Here is an 18,916-nt window from a genome sequence, read left to right on the forward strand (position 1 = left end):
TCGCCGGCGCGAGGCGTCCACCGCGACCGCACCGCAGCCGGCAGTGGCGCGCGACGTGAGCGCGACGGCGCGAACGAGCGCGCGAGGGACGAGTGAACGACCACCGGGAGTGAACGAGTCGGCTGGGGAGGAGCGAGGGCTGTGCGGGGCGGTGCGGTCGCAAGGTGCCAACGATCGAGATGCTGTTGCTGTTGCTGTTCGCGGTCGCTGTCCGGGGATCGCTGATCGAGGTGTTGTTCGCGGTCGCTGGTCAACCAACCACCGCTGAAAGAACTCGATCGTCAGTTCCTCTCCCCGCTTACCGCTCGAAGCCGACCTCGCCGTCGGAAACAGTCTCGCCCTCCTGATCCCGGCGCATCGCGATCTCGAACCACGGACACAGCCGCAGTTGGCGGTACCACTCGGGGTTCTCGTACAGCAGGTCGTAATCCGCCCAGAGCAGCCCTTCGATCTCCTCCGTGTCCGGATCGAGCGAGGTGTCGGTCAGCGTCACCTGCAGCACGGCACAGACTTCCCACTCTAGCCCCTCGCGCTCGTAGCGGCGCTTGTACTCGAAGCGGTCGGTCACTTCGAGGTCGTCGTACTGGTCGGGCGTGACGCCGAGTTCCTCCTCCAGTCGCTGCTTCGTGGCCTCGATCTGGCTCTGTCCCTCGACGGGGTGGGAGGCGACCGTCCCGTCCCAGTGGGTGTCCCAGAGGCGCTTGTTCGCGGCGCGCTGGGCGAGGAGGATCCGGCCGTCCTCGTCGAACACCAGCGCGGTGAACGCGCGGTGGCGCTCCCCCTCGCCAGTGTGGGCGTCGAGGCGGTTCACGAGTCCGGTCTGCCCGTCGTCGCCGTCGACGGCGACCACGTCCTGCGCTGCGTTGGGGTGGGGCTCGGTGCCACCGCCCGAGTCGGCGTTCTCAGTGCTCATACGGGGGTCATTGGCCACCGGGGGTAAGGTCGCTTCGATGCCGAACGAGCCCGATCAGGCCTCGACGCCCAGCTCCTCCAGGAGCGTCAGTGCGGCCGCGTGGGAGGAGCCGGGGCCGCGAGCCGTCACGAGGTCGCCGTCGACGGTGACGGAGGTGTCGGCGTCGAGTTCGGCATCCCAGTTCGCGCCGACGGTCTTGACCTCGTCCTCGACCCAGTAGGGGAGCTTCCGCCCATCGAACAGGTCGCGCTCGTCGACGATCCCCTCCTCCCACGCGTTCGGGAAGCCCGTCACGTCCCGGCCGGCGGCGAGGAACTCGCCGTCGCTGTCGCGGGTGAACGCGAGGATCCCGGCGGCGTGGCAGACGACTAGCGCCGTCCCGTCCTCGCCCTCGACGGCCGTCCGGAGCGCGGCGCGGGCGTGCTTGTCCTGATTGATGTCCCACACGGTGCCGTGGCCGCCGGGGAACACCACCGCGTCGTAGCCCGCCGGCTCGGCGTCGGCCACCGCGATCGGATCGTTGAGCCGCTCGTCAGTCTCGTGGATCTCGCGGAGGCGGTCGGCCTCCTCCTCGCCGATGTCCTCGGGATCGAGCGAGCGCTCGTCGACGACCGGCGGCTCGCCGGTCGGCGTCGCGACGGTCACGTCGACGCCGGCGTCGTTCAGTGTGGTGAGCGGATCGATACACTCCTCGGCCCAGTAGCCTTCCTCGCTGACGATGAATAACGCGTCGGTCATGCATCCGACAGTCGGGGACTGGGAGGGAAAAGCGCTCCCGCCGTGGCACGCGATCCGCCCGCCGGAGGGCTTTAGGTCCCGAGCCGCTCGTCGAGGATCAGCCGGGTAGTGCTCTCCTCGACCTCCTCCTGCTCGCGGGCCCGCGAGATGAGCTCGTTCACCGCCCGGGTATCGACGCAGTCGACGATCAGCACGATGTCGTCCTCGCCGGAGACCTGCCAGACGAAGTCCACCTCGTCCCACTCAGCCAGCCGCTTGCCCACCTCGTCGGTGTTCACGTCCATCGCGACCGAGATCTCGATCATCGCCTTCACGTTCCCGGTCCGGGTGGTCACGGTGAACCGTTCGATCACGCCCTCCTCGACCATCCCCTCCACGCGGTTCCGGACGGTCCCCTCGCTCGTGCCGACCCGTTCGGCGATCTCGGTGTAGGGCGTCCGGGCGTCCCGCCGGAGGATGTTCAGGATCTCCCGATCGAGTTCGTCCATACAGTCCCCTGGGACGCCCCCGTCATACCGATTACGAATTTCGTAAGAATACTTCGAACGACACAGTTATAGGGCACGATGAGTACGTATCTCGTAATGAGTGCGTACATCGCGCTGGCCGACGGTCGTGTCGTGGAGGGACGCTCGCGTGCCCCCGGCACGGGCCGGGGCGAGCTCGTCTTCACGACGGCCTACACCGGCTACGAGGAGAGCTTGACCGACCCCTCCTACGCCGAGCAGGCGCTGACGTTCTCCTACCCGCTGATCGGGAACTACGGCGTCCGGGAGGAGCGCTTCGAGTCGGACTCGGTCCAGCCCCGAGTCGCCGTCGCGCGGGAGTTCACCGACGACGTGGCCGACTGGCTCACGGCCGAGGGGATCCCTGCGATCGACGCCGTCGATACCCGGGATCTCGTCACCTCGATCCGCGAGCAGGGAGCGATGCGCTGTGGCGTCGCCGCCGGCCCGGACGCGACGCCCGAGCAGGCCAAAGCACAGCTCGAGCAGTGCGTCGGGATGAGCGAGCACACCGACATCGGCGCACAGGTCAGCGTCGACGAGCCGCAACTGTACGAGGGCAGCGGGCTCACGGTCGCGCTGCTGGACTGCGGCGCGAAGCAGTCGATCGTCGACTCGCTGACCGCCCGCGACGCCGAGGTGCACGTCCTGCCGTACGACTCGACGCCCGGCGAGGTCGCCGCCATCGAGCCGGATCTCGTGTTCGTCTCGAACGGGCCGGGCGATCCGGCGAACTTCGAGGCCGCCGGCGAGGTCGTCGAGGAGTTCGCGGGCGAAACTCCGATCGCGGGCATCTGTCTGGGCCAGCAGGTCGTCGCGCGGTCGCTGGGCGGCGAGACCGAGAAGATGGAGTTCGGCCACCGCGGCCTGAACCAGCCGGTGCGCGATCTCGACTCCGACCGCGTGATCATGACGACCCAGAACCACGGCTACAGCGTCGCCGACCCGGGCGAGCTCGCGGTCACGCAGGTCAACGTCAACGACGGCACCGCCGAGGGGCTGGCGGGCGTCGGGATCGACGTGATCACGCGCCAGTACCACCCCGAGGCCAACCCCGGCCCCCACGACTCGCTCGACTTCTTCGACGACGTGCTCGAGATGGCCGAGAACCACGCGCCCGCGGTCGCCTCGGACTGAGCGGCCGGAAGCTCGCACCTAGCTGAGCGCCCGCGAGCCCGCCCGCCGATCCTGTCGTCGGCGAAAGAACACGGTAAAACGTTCTTCAGGATACGCTTTAGTCGCTCTCGCCCCCACCTGTGGGTATGGCTACCACAGTCCCCGACGGTTACGTCGCGGTCGCCGACGAATCGACGCTGCGCGAGGAGGGTCGGACCGTCGCGAGCGCCGACGGCACGCCCGTCGTCGTGTTCCACCACGAAGGGGAGTTCCGCGCGGTCAACAACCGCTGTCCCCACATGGGATTCCCCCTCTCCGAGGGGAGCGTCGACGAGGGCGTGCTCACCTGCGAGTGGCACCACGCGCGCTTCGAACTCTCCTGTGGGGACACGTTCGACCCGTGGGCCGACGACGTGGAGAGCTACCCGATCGAAGTCGTCGACGGCACCGTCTACGTCGATCCAGACCCACAGCGCGACGAGCCGCCGGCGGTCCACTGGGCCGAGCGGCTGGAGGACGGGTTGGAGCAGAACCTCAGACTCGTCCTCGCGAAATCCGCGATCGGACTGCTCCGGGCCGACGTGGACCCCGTCGAGCCGTTCGAGACGGCGACCGTGTTCGGCACCAAGTACCGCGAGGGCGGCTGGAGCTCCGGGCTGACGATCCTGACTGCGCTGATGAACCGACTGCCCGATCTCGACGAGGCCGATCGGGAGCGCGCGCTCTACCAGGGGCTCGCACAGGTCGCGAGCGACTGCGCCGACCAGCCGCCGAAGTTCGATCAGGAGGCGTTCGAGGCGACGGACGTGTCGTTCTCGCGGCTGCAGGCGTGGTTCCGGGAGAACGTCGAGGTGCGTGACGCAGACGGCGCCGAGCGCGTGTTGCGGACCGCCGTCGCCGCCGACTGCACGCCCGAGCAGCTGACCGAGATGCTCACGGCGGCGGCGACCGACCACCGCTACCTCGACACCGGCCACCGCTTCGACCACCTGAACAAGGCGACAGAGGCGCTTGACCACGTCGGCTGGGACCACCCCGAGAGCGCGGACGTGCTGGCGTCGCTGGTACGCGGGCTCGCGACCGCCGAGCGCAGCGAGGAGCTCTCCTCGTGGCGCCAGCCGGATGATCTCGCGGGCCGCAGCGCCGAGTCGTTCGACCGACTGGACGAGATGGTCGGCGAGGGAGAGGAGAAAACGTGGTCCGAACCGGACGACTTCACCGACCGCCTCCACAGCGAGGAGCCGGCAGCGGTGTACGACGCACTCGACGACGCGATCCGCGCCGGCGCGACCGTCGAGCAGTTAGCCCGCGCGGTGACGTTCGCGGCGGGCAAGCGCGTCGCACTGTTCTCGACGGCCAACGAGTTCAACGACTGGAACACGGTCCACCACACGTTCACCTACGCAAATGCGGTCCACCGCGCGGCCCAGCGCGCGCCCACGACCGAACTCTACCGCGGCGTGTACGACGCGGCGACGAACGTCTACCTCGACCGCTTCCTCAACACCCCGCCGGCGCCCGAGCCGTCGGTCGACGAGAGCGCCGATCCGGAGGCGGAGATCCGCGAACTGCTGCACTGCTTCGAGATGGAGGGCGAGGTGAACGCCGCCGGCACGCACGCCGCGAACTTCCTCGATGCGGGCGGCGACCCCGAGCGCCTGAAGGCGGAACTCGGCGGCGCGCTGCTCCGGGAGGATACGGGATTCCACACGTTCCAGGCGCTCGAGGCCGGCCTCCGGCAGTTCGACCTGCGGGACGATCCGGCGGAGCGGCGGGTGCTCGCGACTGCGGTCGCGCGCTACCTCGCGGCGCACTACCCGACCCGGCGGGAGCGCGAGCAGACGTACTCCATCGCGTCGCGGCTCCACCGTGGGGAGCGGATCCACGAGGAGAGCGGTGGGGCGACGGGGGCCGCGGACGACTAGCCAGTTCGAGGGCGCTGCCTCACCTGTTTCGGCCCACACAAGCTTTTTCACCGCCGTTCGCGTCTGATACGTATGAGCTACGACGCGGTCGTGTTCGACAACGACGGCGTTCTGGTGGACACCACCGACTACGACGTGCTGCAGGAGGCCGCCTGGCGTGCGTTCGAGGAGGCCGGGGTCGAGGACCCCGATCCCGAGCACGTCGAGGAGGTCGTCGTCGGTGTGACGCCGGAATCGCTGTCAGACGTCTGCGAGCGGTACGGTCTCTCTGTCGAGGAGTTCTGGCGGGTGCGGGATCGCGCGTCCCACGAGGCACAGCGCGAGCACGTCCACGCCGGCGGGAAGCAGCTGTTCGACGACGTCTCGACGCTGTCGGACCTTGACCTCCCGATGGGGGTTGTGAGTTCGAACCAGCAGGAGACGGTGGATTTCCTGCTCGACCACTACGGCGTCTCGGGGTTGTTCGACACCGCCTACGGTCGACAGCCGACGATCTCGGATCTGCGCCGGAAGAAGCCCGACCCACACTTCCTCGAGAAGGCGCTGTCGGATCTGGACGCCGAGGACGCGCTGTACGTCGGCGATCGGGAGAGCGACATCACCGCGGCGGTCAACGCCGGCGTCGAGTCGGCGTTCATCCGCCGGCCCCACCGTCGGCACCACGAGCTGTCGGTGCAGCCCGACCACGTGGTGGACGACCTGCACGACGTGCGGGCGCTCTGTCGGTAGTTCTGGGTTCGTTTTCGGCGAGTTCGGAGTACAGTGCGCTCCTTCGACGGTAGCTGGCCGTGGGGACATAGCTGCGACAGCAACCGCGACAGCATCGAGATGCTGGTGCTGCCGCGGTCGCGGTTGCTGTCACCGTCGCAGTCCCGAGTCCAGTAGTCGACGACCGGACCGAATCCGAAAACAGACGAAACCCGTCCGAATCTACTCCTTCATCGCCCAGACACCAACGACACCCAACAGCAGCGCCGGGACGAACGGCAGCGCCAGCATCGCCACCAAAAACGGCACGTGATCGGCCAACAGCGTCGGGTAGACGTAGATGAATCCCGGGATCACCAGCGTCGCCAGCGCGACCACGACGACGAGCAGCGTGCCGCTGGGACCGCCCCCATCGCCGTCCGACTCGCCGTCGACGCTATCCGGCGTGTGCGTGTACCCGTCGTCCTCAGAGTTCACTGTCGGGCTTTAGCACCACCTTCCCAAAGCCCTCCCGGTTCTCCAGCATCTCGTGGCCGCGGGCGGCCTCGGACATCGGCACCACCTCCCGGATCCGCGGCTCGAACGTCCCGTCCCAGACGAGCGAGAGGGCGTCGTCGGCCTCGCCGGGGGTAGCCATCGTCGAACCCAGCACGGAGAGCTGGTTCCAGAAGATGCGGTTCACGTCGGTGTGGGGCTGCCCGCCGGCGGTGGCGCCGCAGGTCACGAGCTTCCCACCCTTTGCGAGGGAGGCTAGTGAGTCCGACCACGACTCGCCGGCGACGTGATCGACGACCACGTCGACGCCGCGCTTGCCCGTCAGCTCCCGGATCTCGTCGGCGTAGTTCGTCTCCGTGTAGTCGATGACGTGGTCGGCGCCGCAGTCCGCGGCGTAGCCCAGCTTCTCCTCGCTGGAGGCGGTCGCGTACACCTCGTCGGCGACGTGGTCGGCGATCTGGACCGCCGCGTGGCCCACACCGCCGGAAGCGCCGAGGACGAGCACCGAGTCGGTCGGCGAGAGGTCCGCGCGGGTGACGAGCATCCGCCACGCGGTCTGGAACACGAGCGACGCCGACCCCGCGACCGCCCAGTCAACGCCCTCCGGCACGGGGACGAGGTTGTCCGCCGGGACGGTCGCGTACTCCGCGTGGACGCCGGGGCGATGCTCGCCGATGATCTGGTAGCGCACGCACATCGACTCCTCGCCGTCGCGGCAGAACTCACAGCGACCGCAGGCGACGCCCGCCGAAACCGCCACGCGATCGTTCTGCTCGAACCGCTCGACGTTCTCCCCGGCCTCGACGACGACGCCCGCCGCGTCGCTACCGGGCGTGTGGGGCATCTCGAGGTCGATGCCGGGCATCCCTCGCCGGGTCCACACGTCGAGGTGGTTCAGCGCCGCGGCCTTCACGTCGATCTTGACCTCGTCCGCGCCGGGCGTCGGATCGGGGATTTCGTCGTACTGGATCACGTCGTGGCCGCCGTGGCCGTGGAACTGGACGGACTTCATAAGCGAGTGGTTGCGGCGGCGGCGACATAACGGTTGGCGGCAGCGGGCCGGTGCCGGGGGCGAAGGGCGGACCGCGAGCGCCCGGAGTTTTGTGTCCCGCGATCGGAGAGCGAGACATGAGCGACGATCCTGCGCACGATCACGGCGAACACTCGCATGACGAACACTCACACGACGACGGCGAACCCGGCACCCACGACCACCACCATCACGACCGCGACGAACTCGGTGTCGCCGTCCTCACGGTCTCCTCCTCCCGATCGCTCGACGAGGACGCCGGCGGCGACCGGATCGTCGACGCGCTCGGGAATGCCGGCCACGAGATCACCACCCGCGATCTCGTCCCGGACGACTACGACACGGTGCAGGGGACCGTCGAACGCTTCGTCGACCGCGACGACACCGACGTGGTGGTCACCACCGGCGGCACCGGCGTCACGCCGGACGACGTGACCGTCGAGGCCGTCGAGCCGCTGCTCGGGAAGGAGCTCCCCGGCTTCGGCGAGCTGTTCCGGCGGCGCTCCTACGAGGAGATCGGGACGATGGTCGTCGCGACGCGGGCGACCGCCGGCGTCGCCAACGGCGTCCCCGTGTTCTGTCTGCCCGGAAGCGAGAACGCCGCGGCGCTGGGCGCGGAGCTGATCCTCTCGACGGCCGGCCACCTCGCAGGACTGGCGGGGCGGCACGACGACGGTGACGGGCACGAACACGGCGAGAACGGGCACGAACACGGCGAGGACGGCGCCGACAGCCACGATCACTGACGCTCGGCCCGGACCGACAGAATCACGTCGGCGCTACGAGAACGGCCTGCAAGAATGTTCGACAAGGTGCTCGTCGCGAACCGCGGTGAGATCGCGGTCCGAGTCATGCGTGCCTGCGAGGAACTGGGCGTCGACACCGTCGCGGTGTACTCCGAGGCCGACAAACACGGCGGTCACGTCCGCCACGCCGACGAGGCGTACAACGTCGGTCCCGCCCGCGCGGCCGACTCATACCTCGACCACGAGGCCGTGATCGAGGCCGCGGAGAAAGCCGGCGCCGACGCGATCCACCCCGGCTACGGGTTCCTCGCGGAGAACGCCGAGTTCGCCGGCAAGGTCGAGGCCCACGACGAGATCACGTGGGTCGGCCCGGCCGCCGACGCGATGGAGCAACTCGGGGAGAAGACCAAGGCCCGGAAGACGATGCGGGAGGCAGAGGTGCCGATCGTTCCCGGGACGACCGATCCCGCCGAGAGCGCCGAGGAGGTCAAGGCGTTCGGCGAGGAGCACGGCTACCCCGTCGCGATCAAGGCCGAGGGCGGCGGCGGCGGCCGCGGGATGAAGATCGTCGAAGGCCCGGAGGAGGCCGAGGACCAGTTCGAGAGCGCCAAACGCGAGGGTGAGGCGTACTTCGACAACGCCAACGTCTACCTCGAACGCTACCTCGAGAACCCCCGGCACATCGAGGTGCAGATCCTCGCCGACGAGCACGGCAACGTCCGGCACCTCGGCGAGCGTGACTGCTCGCTCCAGCGCCGTCACCAGAAAGTGATCGAGGAGGGCCCCAGCCCCGCGCTCACCGAGGAGCTCCGCGAGGAGATCGGCGCGGCCGCCCGCCGCGGCGCCGACGCCGCCGGCTACTACAACGCCGGGACGTTCGAGTTCCTCGTCGAGGAGGAGGACCGCGACGCCGAGGCCGGCGAGCTGCTCGGCCCCGACGCGAACTTCTACTTCCTCGAAGTCAACACCCGGATTCAGGTCGAGCACACCGTCACGGAGGAACTGACGGGTATCGACATCGTGAAGTGGCAGCTCCGGGTCGCCGCCGGCGAGGAGCTCACCTTCGAGCAAGAGGAGGTGGATCTCTCGGGCCACGCGATCGAGTTCCGGATCAACGCCGAGCACGCCGACGAGGAGTTCCAGCCCGCAAGCGGCGGCACGCTCGACACGTACGACACGCCGGACGGCATCGGCATCCGCGTCGACGACGCGCTCTCGGAGGGCGACGAGCTCGTGACGGATTACGACTCGATGATCGCGAAGCTGATCGTCCACGCGAGCGACCGCGAGGAGTGCATCGCGCGCTCGAAGCGGGCCTTCGGTGAGTACGACATCGAGGGCGTCGTCACCATCTCGCCGTTCCATCGGCTGATGCTCGACGACGAGACGTTCGTCAACGGCACACACACGACGAAGTACCTCGACAACGACCTCGATCACGCCCGGATCGACGAGGCCGTCGACAAGTGGGGTGTCGAGTCCACCGGCGACGAGGGCGAGGAAAGCGAGACGACCCGGCGCGAGTTCACCGTCGAGGTCAACGGCAAGCGCTTCGACGTCGAACTCGAGGAGGAGGGCGCGCCCGCGATCCCGACGCCCGAGACGAGCAGCGGCGGGAGTCCTCCCTCCGGCGCCGGCGGAAGCAGTGGCGGCGGCAGCAGCGACGACGGCGGCGAGACGCCCGAGGTGCCCGAGGGCGGCGAGTCCGTCGCCGTCGACATGCAGGGGACGGTGCTGTCGGTCGACGTGGAGGTCGGCGACGATGTGGCCCCGGGCGACACGGTTGCGGTGCTCGAAGCGATGAAGATGGAGAACGACATCGACGCCGAGCGCGGCGGCACGGTGTCGCAGGTGCTGGTCGAAGAGAGCGAGAGCGTCGACATGGGCGACGTGCTGGTCGTGCTGGAGTAAGTCGGCAGTCTTCGTTTTCGGCGTCTCCGTCCGTCGCTACGGCGGAGGCTCGATCTTTGATGAGTGGGACAGTAACCGCGACAGTGGCTCGATCGTTGGTAACTGCGACAGCAACAGCATCTCGATTATTGGCAACTGGAACAGCAACCGCAACAGCATCTCGACGCGAGACCACTTGTGACCGCAGGGTGCCGGACACAGGGTCCGGCACAGCCCGGAATCCCCACCCCTCCCCCCGCGAGCGCCACTTTGGCGCTCGCGAGGCGTCCACCGCCACCGCACCGCGGTGGCTGTCGGCGCGAAGCGCTCGCGCCTCTGTGCGCGAGCCCAGCGCGAGGTCCTCGTGAGTGAAACGAGCGAGGGCACGAGAGAGCTTTGCTCCCTCGGAGGACGAGTGAGGGCGAAGCCCGAACGAGTCGGCTGGGGAGGTTTGTGGGCTGTGCGGGGCGGTGCGGTCGCAAGTGGTCTCGCACCGGGATGCTGTTGCTGTTCGCGGTCGAAACACCGAACTCCCCAGTATCGTCTACAGTCGCAGTTCACGACGCCAACCCATCGATCGCCCCAAAGCGAACACGACCCACAACAGAACCCCCCGAAAACCGCCCCTAAACGAACTAAGCGTACCCGACTACTCAGAGGGCGCCAGCTCCACCTGCGTCAGGTCCCGATCCAGCTGACACGTCTCGTGTGGCGGCTCCCCCTCGACTTCCTGGATCTGGTGCTCCTCGCCGAACTCCGCCCCCAGCGGGACACACAACGGGTGCGAGGGGCACTCCGAGTGCGAACACTCGCCCGCGAGTTTGGCTTTACTCCCGGAGTAGGCGGACTTCGAGGGGACGTTCGCGGGGACCGACGTGGGCTCGACTTCGACCGCTCGAACTCCCTCGTCGTGGACCGCGCAGTCGAGCACCTGCGTGTTCTCCCGCACGTCGACGACCTCGTAGCGGGTCCCTTCCTCCACGTTGAGACACTGACTCCGGTAGGGACAGCCTTCACAACCCGAGGCCTCCCCCTGATAGACGAACTCCTGGCCCGGCTCGGCGAGCCGGGCGCCGACGAGCGTAACGGTGGTCATGGACGAACGTAGCTCCGCGGCGGGGTTAAGGCTCTCGCCCCGGTTTCAGTCAGCCCGGCCGGTCCGCTCGTCCAGTTCCGCGAGGTACGCCTCCCGGGGCTGCTGGTACGCCGCGCGGTAGTCGATCTCGCCGTTCGCGAACCGATCGGCCACGTCGACCGCGGCGTCGACGGCCGTCGACCGACTGTCCCGCGTCTCGTTCGTCAACTCGATCTCCGGCTCCGCGAACAGCGTCGCGTGCCACTCCTCGGTGGCGTACTGGCCCGCGCCGGGGCGGTCCGCCCGCGAGCCGTTCGTGACGTAGATCGTCGGGAGACACGGCGCCGGGAACTCCTCGGCGTCGAACACGTCCGGGCGGTAGGCGAGGATGATCCGACCGTCCCGCTGCTCGTTCCACACCGTCCAGGACTCCGGGAGGTCGTCGAGACCCATACCCGGACTGGGCGGTGGAGGTGGATAGACCTCTCGCTCCGGGGACCCTCCCACGCGGCCCGCTACCCGAACTGCAAAACGGCGGCCGGCCCCAGAGCCAGCATGGAGACCGCCCTCTGGTGGGTCCGCAACGACGCCCGCCTGCACGACAACGCCGCCCTCGTCGCCGCCGCCGAGGCCGAGGAGTTGCTTCCGGTGTACGTGGTCGATCCACGGCAGTACGGCGAGCAGCCGTACGGCGGCCGGGACTCCTTCGACTTCGAGAAAACCGGGGCGTACCGTGCACGCTTCCAGCGGGAGACCGTGGCCGACCTGCGAGCGGCACTCGACGCCGAAGGGTCGGGGCTGCTCGTCCGCGAGGGCCGGCCGGACGACGTGCTCGCGGAACTGGCCGCGGCCGTCGACGCCGACGCCGTCCACTACCAAGCGCTCCCCGCACCCGAGGAGCGTGAGGCCGCCCGCGCCGTCGTGAGCACGCTCGGGGACGCCGAGGTTCGGACCGAGGGCCACTGGACGTCCACGCTGCATCACGTCGCCGATCTGCCCGACGGCATCCAGGGGATCGACGACACGTTCACGCCGTTCCGGCAGTCCGTCGAGAACGACAGTCGCGTTCGGGAGCCGCTTCCCGAGCCGTCGCTCCCGCCGCCGCCGGATCTCGCTCGGCTCGACGGCGGCCGCGGCGCGGTCCCGACCCCCGAGGAGCTCGGCCTCGAACAGCCCGAATACGACGATCGGGGCGTACTGGCGTTCGAGGGCGGGGAGACCGCAGGACTGGATCGACTCGAAGCGTACGTCTGGGAGGACGACGACCTCCGGGAGTACAAACGGACCAGAAACGGGCTGCTCGGGGCCGACTACTCCTCGAAGCTCTCGCCGTGGCTCGCGGCCGGCTGTCTCTCCCCGCGGTACGTGAAGCGGGACGTGGACCGCTACGAGGCCGAGCGGGTCGCGAACGACTCGACGTACTGGCTCCTGTTCGAACTCCGCTGGCGTGACTTCATGGCGTTTCAGACCGCCAAACACGGCGGGCAGTTCTTCGCCCGCGACGGGATCAGACAGCGCGAGGATATCGACTGGGCCGACCCCGGGACCGATCCGACGGCCCGCGAGCAGTTCGAACGCTGGAAACGCGGCGAGACGGGGATTCCGTTCGTCGACGCCAACGTGCGAGAACTGAACCAGACCGGCTTCATGAGCAACCGCGGCCGGCAGAACGTCGCCTCCTTCCTCGCGAACAGCCTGCGGATCGACTGGCGCCGGGGCGCGGCCTACTTCGAGCGCCAGCTCGTCGACTACGACCCCGGCTCGAACTACGGGAACTGGGCGTACGTCGCCGGCGTGGGTAACGACAGCCGGAACAGCTACTTCGACGTGGTGAAGCAGGCCCGAAACTACGACGAGGACGGCGAGTACGTCCGCCACTGGCTCCCCGAACTCCGGGGGGTCCCGCCCGCGTACGTCCACGAGCCGTGGGAGATGGATCAAAAGGAGCAGGCGGCCTACGGCGTGGTGCTGGGCGAGGACTACCCCGAACCGATGGTCGACCTAGAAGCGAGCTACGAGGAGTTCCGTTAGAGGGGCCCAGCGCCTCGGATGCACGACGCGAGGGTGAGCGCGACAGCCAGGGCACCGACTCGGAGAACGGCCGACACCGGCGACTGGCTGGAGACGCCGTACCAGCAGAGCCCCAGCGGGATCGAGGCGGCGCCGAACGCGATCGGATCCGGGAGCGAGGGGTTCCACCCCAGCAGGACGGCGAACAGGACGAGGCCGAGGAGGGCGGCACCGAGCCGGTGCGGAGATGGTGTGTCCACGTCGACGACGGCATCCGCCGGCGAGAAAGGGATACTGACCGTCGGGGGCGACTCGAGCAGGCCGGCGGCGACGACGTACGGCGCCATCGGCCCCGGAGGGAGCCGCCGAGCGGTCACTAGCCGAGACTGTACGTCGGAGAAATGCTCGGTCGGGGATTTGAACCCCGGTCATCGGCTTTCTTCCTAAACGGGCAAGGCCCGAATTTTAGTCGAAAGGCCGAAATGATTGGCCGGACTACACCAACCGAGCGTGTCTGAACATCGCCGAGGCTGAGGTATAAATCTGTCTTTTCGTCGTTCACTCCGGCGGTTCCAGCGACGAGTCGAACACTATCTCACCTCGCTCGGCTTTCCGGTGGCACGGGCGACAGAGGAGAACGAGGTTCCCGAGTTCGTGTGCCTTCTCGGTCGGGGTCTTGTCGGCCTGCTCGAACAGCCGAAACGGAAGACGTGGTGGACGTCGAGTCGACGCTCGTTCCCCTCACGGCCGCAGTGTTGGCAAACGACGTCACGTTCCCGGACACACTCGCGCGCTTTCCCCCAGCCAACCCCGTAGCTGTCGGAGACTCCACCTTTCCACTGCGGGTTCTGCGCTCCAGATCTCGCCGCCGACATCCGTTCGCGAATCTCGTCGGACCGTTCCAGCCCCGAGAGTGACTCGGAAATCTTCTCTCGGGTTTCCGCAGGGATCTCCGATCCCTGCTTCGCCTCACGGAACCGCTCGATCGTCTCCGCGGAGAACTCTCTGCCCGCCATCGTCTCCGAGATCTTCACTCTGGTTGCTTCATCCCGTTCACTCCCGTACTGCGGGTGGTTCTCCCCGGCCAGTTCCCGCGTCTCGACGCCTCGTTTCTGCATCCATGTGCGGATACACCGCGGCGAGACACCGCACTGTTCGGCGATTTCGGCCTACGTCCACCTCTCGTTCCAGTACTTCACCTCGAGCCACCAGCCGCTCCGGTACCGTCGAATCACGCAAAAAGTGCCGCCCGATCGCGGAAGAAATCTCGGCCTACTTCCCTTCGAACTCCGGCTCCTCGTCGCCCATGAACGCCGTGACCCCCTCCATCAGGTCGTCGGTGTTCATCAGGTGGCCGAACGCCTGACTCTCGACTTCGAGCCCGGCGTCGGTGTCGTCGCGGCCGGCGAGCATCGCGCGCTTGGTGTAACGCTGGGCGATCGGCGGGCCGGCCGCGAGGTCGCGAGCAAGCTCCCAGCCACGGTCGAGCAGTTCGCTGTCCTCGGTGAGCTCGTTGATGAAGCCGTACTCCTCGAGCTCCGCGGCGTCGTAGCGGTCGGCGGTGAAGATGATCTCCTTCGCACGGCCCTCGCCGACGATGTGGCGCAGGCGCTGGGTGCCGCCCCAGCCCGGCAGCAGGCCGAGGTTGTGCTCGGGCTGGCCGAGTTCCGAGCGCCGGCTGGCGACGCGGAGGTCGGCACAGGTCGCGAGCTCCATCCCGCCGCCGAGGCAGTAGCCGTCGATGGCGGCGACGACCGGCGCGTCGAGCGATTCGAGCTTGCCGAACGTCTCCTGCCCGAGCTTGGAGAGTTCGACCGCGTGCAGCGGGTCGCCGCCGCCGGCGGCCATCGACTGCACGTCCGCACCCGCCGAGAACGCGCGGTCGCCCTCGCCGGTGAGCAGCACCGAGCGCACGTCCTCGTGGGCGTCGAGCTCGTCGATCGCGGTGTCGAGCTCGTGGAGCAGCTCCTCGCTGATCGTGTTCATCCGGTGGGGTCGGGCGATCTCGATGTGGCCGACGTAGCCGTCGACGGAGACGTTCAGCACCTCGTACTCCGTCTCGCCGTCGCCGTCGCTCGCGGCACCGTGGAACCCCGCGCCCGAGTCAGCGAGTTCGCGCAGCGAGTCCTCCGCCTCGTATCGGGGTTCGTCGGTCGCCTCGTACAGTTCGTCGAGCGTCTCGACGAGGGCGTCGATTCCGTAGTCGTCGGCCATCTTCGCCGGACCGTCGGGGAAGCCGGCGCCGAGCTTGACCGCCTCGTCGATCGCCTCGGGGTCGGCGACGTCCTCGGCGACGAGGCCCGCGACCTCGTTGGCCATCACGGCGAGCAGGCGCTCCTGGAGATCCTCGCGGCCGGCGTCAGTCGGGATCTGGGCGCCGTCGCCGTCCTCGTAGTCGTAGAAGCCGCGGCCGGTCTTCTTCCCGAGCTCCTCCGCCTCGACCTTCTCGGCGAGCAGCGGGCAGGGCCGGTAGGCGTCGCCGAGCTCTTGGTACATGTACTCCAGTACGTGGTAGCCGACATCGATACCGACCTGATCGGCGAGCTCGAACGAGCCCATCGGGAGGCCGAGGTCGTACTTCGTGGTGGAGTCGACCTCCTCGATCGTTGCGTCGTCGGCCTCGACGATCCACGCCGCCTCGTTCATCAGCGGCACGAGCACGCGGTTGACGATGAACCCCGGCGAGTCCTTTCGGACACGGACGGCCGTCTTGCCCATCGATTCAGCGAGGGACTCGATCGTGTCGAGCGTCTCGTCGGCGGTGTGGGCGCCGGAGATGACTTCGACCAACTGCATCCGCACGGGCGGGTTGAAGAAGTGCATCCCGCAGAACTGCTCGGGTCGGTCGCTGACCTCCGAGAGCTCCGTCACCGAGAGGCTGGAGGTGTTGGTCGCGAAGATCGTCTCCGGCGGCGCGTGGTCGGCCACCTCGCGGTACACCTCCTTTTTGATGTCCATCTTCTCGGGGACGGCCTCGATCACCACGTCGGCGTCGCCGACCGCGGCGTCGAGGTCGACGACCGGCGTGACCCGATCGAGCGCGCCGTCGGCGTCGGCCTGGCTGATCTGGTCTTTCTCGGCCAGCTTCTCGAGGCTCCACTCGATCTGCTCGTAGCCGTTCTGGACGAACTCCTCGTTGATGTCCCGCATCGTCACGTCGTAGCCGGCCAATGCGGCCACCTCGGCGATGCCGTGGCCCATGTTGCCCGCACCGAGTACCGCGATCCGGTCGATATCGTCGAGATCCATGCGCGAGTAGTCGGCCGGACGGCGGTTGAACGTTTCCCTCTCCCGTATCAGCAACGGGCTCGGAGTTGCTCCGCGTGGATCGGCGGGACGTGGCGGCCGCAGCCGACACCTCTTACCCCTCGGCGACCCGAGAGGGAAGCGAATGGAGATCGAGCCGGCGACGATGGACGACGCCGACCGAATCGCGGAGCTGTGGGTGGATCTCGCGCGCGACCAGCGCGCACACGACTCGCACCTACTGGCGGCGCCCAACCGCGAGTCGGTCCGCGAGGGGCTGGCCCGGGCGATCGTCACCGAGGGAGTGCTGGTCGCCCGCACCGCCGACGGGGACCTCGCGGGGTTCGTCGAGTTCGCCCCCGAGACCGGCGGCTTCCGGCAGGACGTCGACCGCGGCGTGATCGAGAACATCTACGTACGGCCGAGCCACCGCAGCGCCGGCGTCGGCGGCGACCTGCTCGACGCCGCCGAGCGCCGCCTGCTCGACGCCGGCGTCGATCGGATCTCGCTGGAGGTGCTCGCCGACAACGAGGCCGCCCGGCAGTTCTACGCGCGCCACGGCTACGACACCCACCGCGTGGAGATGGAGAAGGCACCCGAAAACGACACGCACTCAAAGGAGGACTGAGTAGCGTCGACTGCGCCTGGAGAGCATGGGTGGTTCATGCACTCGACTTGTAATCGAGACTTCCCGGGTTCGACTCCCGGTCCAGGCTTTCGTCTCCGAACGACAGTGAGGAGCGAAAGCTCCCAGTGGCCCCACTCATGGCGGGCACCCCGTTGGATATCTGCACCGACTCGGGTGGCCGCTGGTGCTCGCCCGCCGCCGGCGGAACCCATTTTTGCGACCAGCGAGAATGCCCGTCGATGCCGTTCGAAGCGTGGCGGCCGCTGACAGCCGGGTTGTTCCTCCTCCTCTCAGGGGGAGTCCACGTCGTCGCCCCCTACCAGGCCGCACGGAAGGCCGCGATGGAGGAGGGTCACGAGGGCGACGTGGCCGACGAGTGGGAGATCGACGCGACACAGATCGTCGGCGGGGTCACCGCGTTCGTGGGGCTGGCGATCCTCGTCCGTGCGTTCTGGCCGTTTTAACTCCAAACCCACAGGAGTTAGGTTTCCCCGTTCGTAGCCACCCGCAATGTCGGACGGCGACGCCGACGACGAGAGCGTTCGCGAAGCGATCGAGCAGTCCGAGCACGGCGCGCCCGCCGCGGGGGCGGTGCTGCGCGACCAGTTCGAGACCCACGAGGTGTTCCAGCGCATCATCGCCGCCGCCGACGAGGAGGCCACCACGGGGGGGCGCGAGCTGTTCTTCAGCAGCCTCGCGGCGGGGTTCTCGATCACGATCACGTTCCTGCTGTACGCCTCGCTGACGGCGTCGACCGACAGCCACCCCATACTCAGCGCGCTTTTGTACCCGCTGGGGTTCGTGTTCATCATCATCGGCGGCTACCAGCTGTACACCGAGAACACGCTGCCGCCGGTGGTGCTGGTGCTCGAACGGCTGATGAGCGTCCCGCGACTGCTGAAGATCTGGGGAATCGTGATCGTCGGGAACTTCGCCGGCGGCGGCGTCGGCGCGCTCGTGCTGGCCCGGACCGGCGTGCTCTCGCCGGGCGCGATGGAGGCCGCGACGTATCTCGCACAGAAAGGGATCGAGACGAACTTCTGGCCGCTGTTTTTCAAAGCAGGGTTCGCGGGGCTGATCGTCGCCGGCGTCGTCTGGCTCGTCTACGCCGTCCGGGACAGCGTCGCCCGGCTGGTGATCGTCTACCTGGCCTTCCTCGCGGTGCCGCTCGGGAACCTCTATCACTCCGTCGTCTCCTTCACCGAGCTCGCCTACCTCGCCTTTGCGGGTTACCCCGTGTTCCTCGACGGGCTAGTCTGGTTCGTGCTCCCGGTGCTGCTGGGTAACACCGTCGGCGGCGTGTTGCTCGTCACGGTGGTCAACTACTTCCAAACGACCGAACAGCGCCTCGACATCGCCCGCCGCGACGGGTTCGACCGGGAGCTCACTCCCCGGGAGCTGCTGTTCGGCGGGCTGGCCGGGCGCACGTACGTCCACAAGCTGGTCCACGAGGAAGAAGAGTAGCCGTCGACGCCGACACTCGGGCCGCGAACGGCGCCCCGATACTGTTTTGTAGCTGTGGTAGCTACTTTCCGGCCGTAATGGGTGAAGTCTGCTCGACGTGCGGGCTGCCTGAGGAACTCTGCGTCTGCGAAGACGTCGCCAAAGAGTCCCAGCAGATCAGTATCCGCATCGACGAGCGCAGGTACGGCAAGGAGGTAACGGTCATCGAGGGGTTCGATCCGAAAGACGTGGACATGGACAGCCTGTCCTCGGACCTGAAGTCCAAGTTCGCGTGTGGCGGCACCGTCGAGGACGGCGCCATCGAGCTCCAGGGCAACCACAGCGGTCGCGTGGAGGACTTCCTCCGCGACAAAGGCTTCAACGTGGCCTGACCCCTTCCCTGCCGGCCCGGTTCCCGCGTCGCGACCGGGGAACTATGCCGGACCC

19 protein-coding genes, 2 tRNA genes and 1 pseudogene are annotated in these 18,916 nt (G+C 68.2%); 11 read left to right on the forward strand and 11 right to left on the reverse strand.

Annotated features, from left to right (window positions below; genetic code table 11):
• Positions 1-298: 298 nt before the first annotated feature.
• The 3 genes from BN1959_RS11505 to BN1959_RS11515 form a co-directional block, all read right to left on the reverse strand.
• Positions 299-913 carry an NUDIX hydrolase gene (locus BN1959_RS11505; protein ID WP_053948790.1) on the reverse strand — a complete coding sequence of 205 codons (615 nt, stop codon included), beginning with the start codon at positions 911-913 and terminating at the stop codon, positions 299-301.
• A 54-nt stretch (positions 914-967) separates the two neighbouring features.
• Positions 968-1,651 (reverse strand): type 1 glutamine amidotransferase domain-containing protein, encoded by a 684-nt coding sequence (locus BN1959_RS11510; protein WP_053948791.1) that lies wholly within the window; start codon positions 1,649-1,651, stop codon positions 968-970.
• A 71-nt stretch (positions 1,652-1,722) separates the two neighbouring features.
• The gene (locus BN1959_RS11515) at positions 1,723-2,139 is read right to left on the reverse strand and encodes an Lrp/AsnC family transcriptional regulator (RefSeq protein WP_053948792.1); all 417 of its coding nucleotides are present in this window, start codon (positions 2,137-2,139) and stop codon (positions 1,723-1,725) included.
• Positions 2,140-2,235: 96 nt separating this feature from the next.
• On the opposite strand from BN1959_RS11515, the gene carA reads away from it, so the two are divergent.
• The 3 genes from carA (at position 2,236) to BN1959_RS11530 (ending at position 5,927) form a co-directional block, all read left to right on the forward strand.
• Positions 2,236-3,294: a glutamine-hydrolyzing carbamoyl-phosphate synthase small subunit gene (gene carA, locus BN1959_RS11520; RefSeq protein ID WP_053948793.1), complete on the forward strand. Its 1,059-nt coding sequence runs from the start codon at positions 2,236-2,238 to the stop codon at positions 3,292-3,294.
• A 125-nt stretch (positions 3,295-3,419) separates the two neighbouring features.
• A complete protein-coding gene (locus tag BN1959_RS11525; RefSeq protein WP_053948794.1) occupies positions 3,420-5,198 on the forward strand; it encodes a Rieske (2Fe-2S) protein in 1,779 nt (592 codons plus the stop codon).
• Positions 5,199-5,270: 72 nt separating this feature from the next.
• Positions 5,271-5,927 carry an HAD family hydrolase gene (locus tag BN1959_RS11530; protein WP_053948795.1) on the forward strand — a complete coding sequence of 219 codons (657 nt, stop codon included), beginning with the start codon at positions 5,271-5,273 and terminating at the stop codon, positions 5,925-5,927.
• Between the two features lie 201 nt (positions 5,928-6,128).
• Here the strand turns inward: BN1959_RS11530 and BN1959_RS11535 are convergent, their stop codons facing one another.
• Both BN1959_RS11535 and BN1959_RS11540 read right to left on the reverse strand, forming a co-directional pair.
• Positions 6,129-6,383: a hypothetical protein gene (locus tag BN1959_RS11535; protein WP_053948796.1), complete on the reverse strand. Its 255-nt coding sequence runs from the start codon at positions 6,381-6,383 to the stop codon at positions 6,129-6,131.
• Positions 6,373-7,413, reverse strand: a complete 1,041-nt coding sequence (locus BN1959_RS11540) for a zinc-binding dehydrogenase (protein ID WP_053948797.1) — start codon at positions 7,411-7,413, stop codon at positions 6,373-6,375. Before BN1959_RS11540 ends, BN1959_RS11535 begins: the two co-directional genes overlap by 11 nt.
• Before the next feature lie 116 nt (positions 7,414-7,529).
• On the opposite strand from BN1959_RS11540, the gene BN1959_RS11545 reads away from it, so the two are divergent.
• Together BN1959_RS11545 and BN1959_RS11550 are read left to right on the forward strand one after the other, a co-directional pair.
• Positions 7,530-8,177: a MogA/MoaB family molybdenum cofactor biosynthesis protein gene (locus tag BN1959_RS11545; RefSeq protein ID WP_053948798.1), complete on the forward strand. Its 648-nt coding sequence runs from the start codon at positions 7,530-7,532 to the stop codon at positions 8,175-8,177.
• Between the two features lie 54 nt (positions 8,178-8,231).
• Entirely contained in the window at positions 8,232-10,088 is a 1,857-nt protein-coding gene (locus BN1959_RS11550) for an acetyl-CoA carboxylase biotin carboxylase subunit (RefSeq protein ID WP_053948799.1), read from the forward strand.
• Between the two features lie 628 nt (positions 10,089-10,716).
• Here BN1959_RS11550 and BN1959_RS11555 read toward each other — a convergent pair.
• Positions 10,717-11,163, reverse strand: a complete 447-nt coding sequence (locus BN1959_RS11555) for a UPF0179 family protein (protein WP_053948800.1) — start codon at positions 11,161-11,163, stop codon at positions 10,717-10,719.
• 45 nt (positions 11,164-11,208) lie between these two features.
• On the reverse strand, positions 11,209-11,595 hold the full coding sequence (locus BN1959_RS11560; RefSeq protein WP_053948801.1) for a DUF5820 family protein: 387 nt from the start codon (positions 11,593-11,595) through the stop codon (positions 11,209-11,211).
• Positions 11,596-11,697: 102 nt separating this feature from the next.
• Between BN1959_RS11560 and BN1959_RS11565 the strand changes: the two genes are divergently transcribed.
• Positions 11,698-13,173, forward strand: a complete 1,476-nt coding sequence (locus BN1959_RS11565; protein WP_053948802.1) for a DASH family cryptochrome — start codon at positions 11,698-11,700, stop codon at positions 13,171-13,173.
• Here BN1959_RS11565 and BN1959_RS11570 read toward each other — a convergent pair.
• From BN1959_RS11570 to BN1959_RS11580, 4 genes are all read right to left on the reverse strand, one after another.
• The gene (locus BN1959_RS11570; RefSeq protein ID WP_053948803.1) at positions 13,170-13,499 is read right to left on the reverse strand and encodes a hypothetical protein; all 330 of its coding nucleotides are present in this window, start codon (positions 13,497-13,499) and stop codon (positions 13,170-13,172) included. The two genes, BN1959_RS11565 and BN1959_RS11570, sit on opposite strands and share 4 nt — an antisense overlap.
• A gap of 55 nt (positions 13,500-13,554) precedes the next feature.
• Positions 13,555-13,662: transfer RNA gene (locus tag BN1959_RS11575), tRNA-Glu, on the reverse strand.
• A gap of 48 nt (positions 13,663-13,710) precedes the next feature.
• A complete protein-coding gene (locus BN1959_RS15510) occupies positions 13,711-13,848 on the reverse strand; it encodes an HNH endonuclease (protein ID WP_154018312.1) in 138 nt (45 codons plus the stop codon).
• Positions 13,849-14,424: 576 nt separating this feature from the next.
• Entirely contained in the window at positions 14,425-16,401 is a 1,977-nt protein-coding gene (locus tag BN1959_RS11580; RefSeq protein ID WP_053948804.1) for a 3-hydroxyacyl-CoA dehydrogenase/enoyl-CoA hydratase family protein, read from the reverse strand.
• Between the two features lie 142 nt (positions 16,402-16,543).
• Here BN1959_RS11580 and BN1959_RS11585 point away from each other — a divergent pair, with 142 nt between their 5' ends.
• The 5 genes and pseudogenes from BN1959_RS11585 (at position 16,544) to yciH (ending at position 18,861) form a co-directional block, all read left to right on the forward strand.
• Positions 16,544-17,026, forward strand: a complete 483-nt coding sequence (locus tag BN1959_RS11585) for a GNAT family N-acetyltransferase (protein ID WP_053948805.1) — start codon at positions 16,544-16,546, stop codon at positions 17,024-17,026.
• Between the two features lie 14 nt (positions 17,027-17,040).
• Positions 17,041-17,114, forward strand: a tRNA-Thr gene (locus tag BN1959_RS11590).
• A gap of 151 nt (positions 17,115-17,265) precedes the next feature.
• Positions 17,266-17,490: a hypothetical protein gene (locus tag BN1959_RS11595; protein ID WP_053948806.1), complete on the forward strand. Its 225-nt coding sequence runs from the start codon at positions 17,266-17,268 to the stop codon at positions 17,488-17,490.
• A 46-nt stretch (positions 17,491-17,536) separates the two neighbouring features.
• Positions 17,537-18,460, forward strand: a pseudogene (locus BN1959_RS11600) (formate/nitrite transporter family protein); the annotation flags it as partial.
• A gap of 107 nt (positions 18,461-18,567) precedes the next feature.
• Positions 18,568-18,861, forward strand: coding sequence for a stress response translation initiation inhibitor YciH (yciH, locus tag BN1959_RS11605; RefSeq protein ID WP_053948808.1), 294 nt, complete (start codon positions 18,568-18,570; stop codon positions 18,859-18,861).
• The last annotated feature ends 55 nt before the right edge of the window (positions 18,862-18,916 follow it).

The sequence above is a fragment of the Halolamina sediminis genome (assembly GCF_001282785.1).
In the GTDB taxonomy this organism is placed as follows: domain Archaea; phylum Halobacteriota; class Halobacteria; order Halobacteriales; family Haloferacaceae; genus Halolamina; species Halolamina sediminis.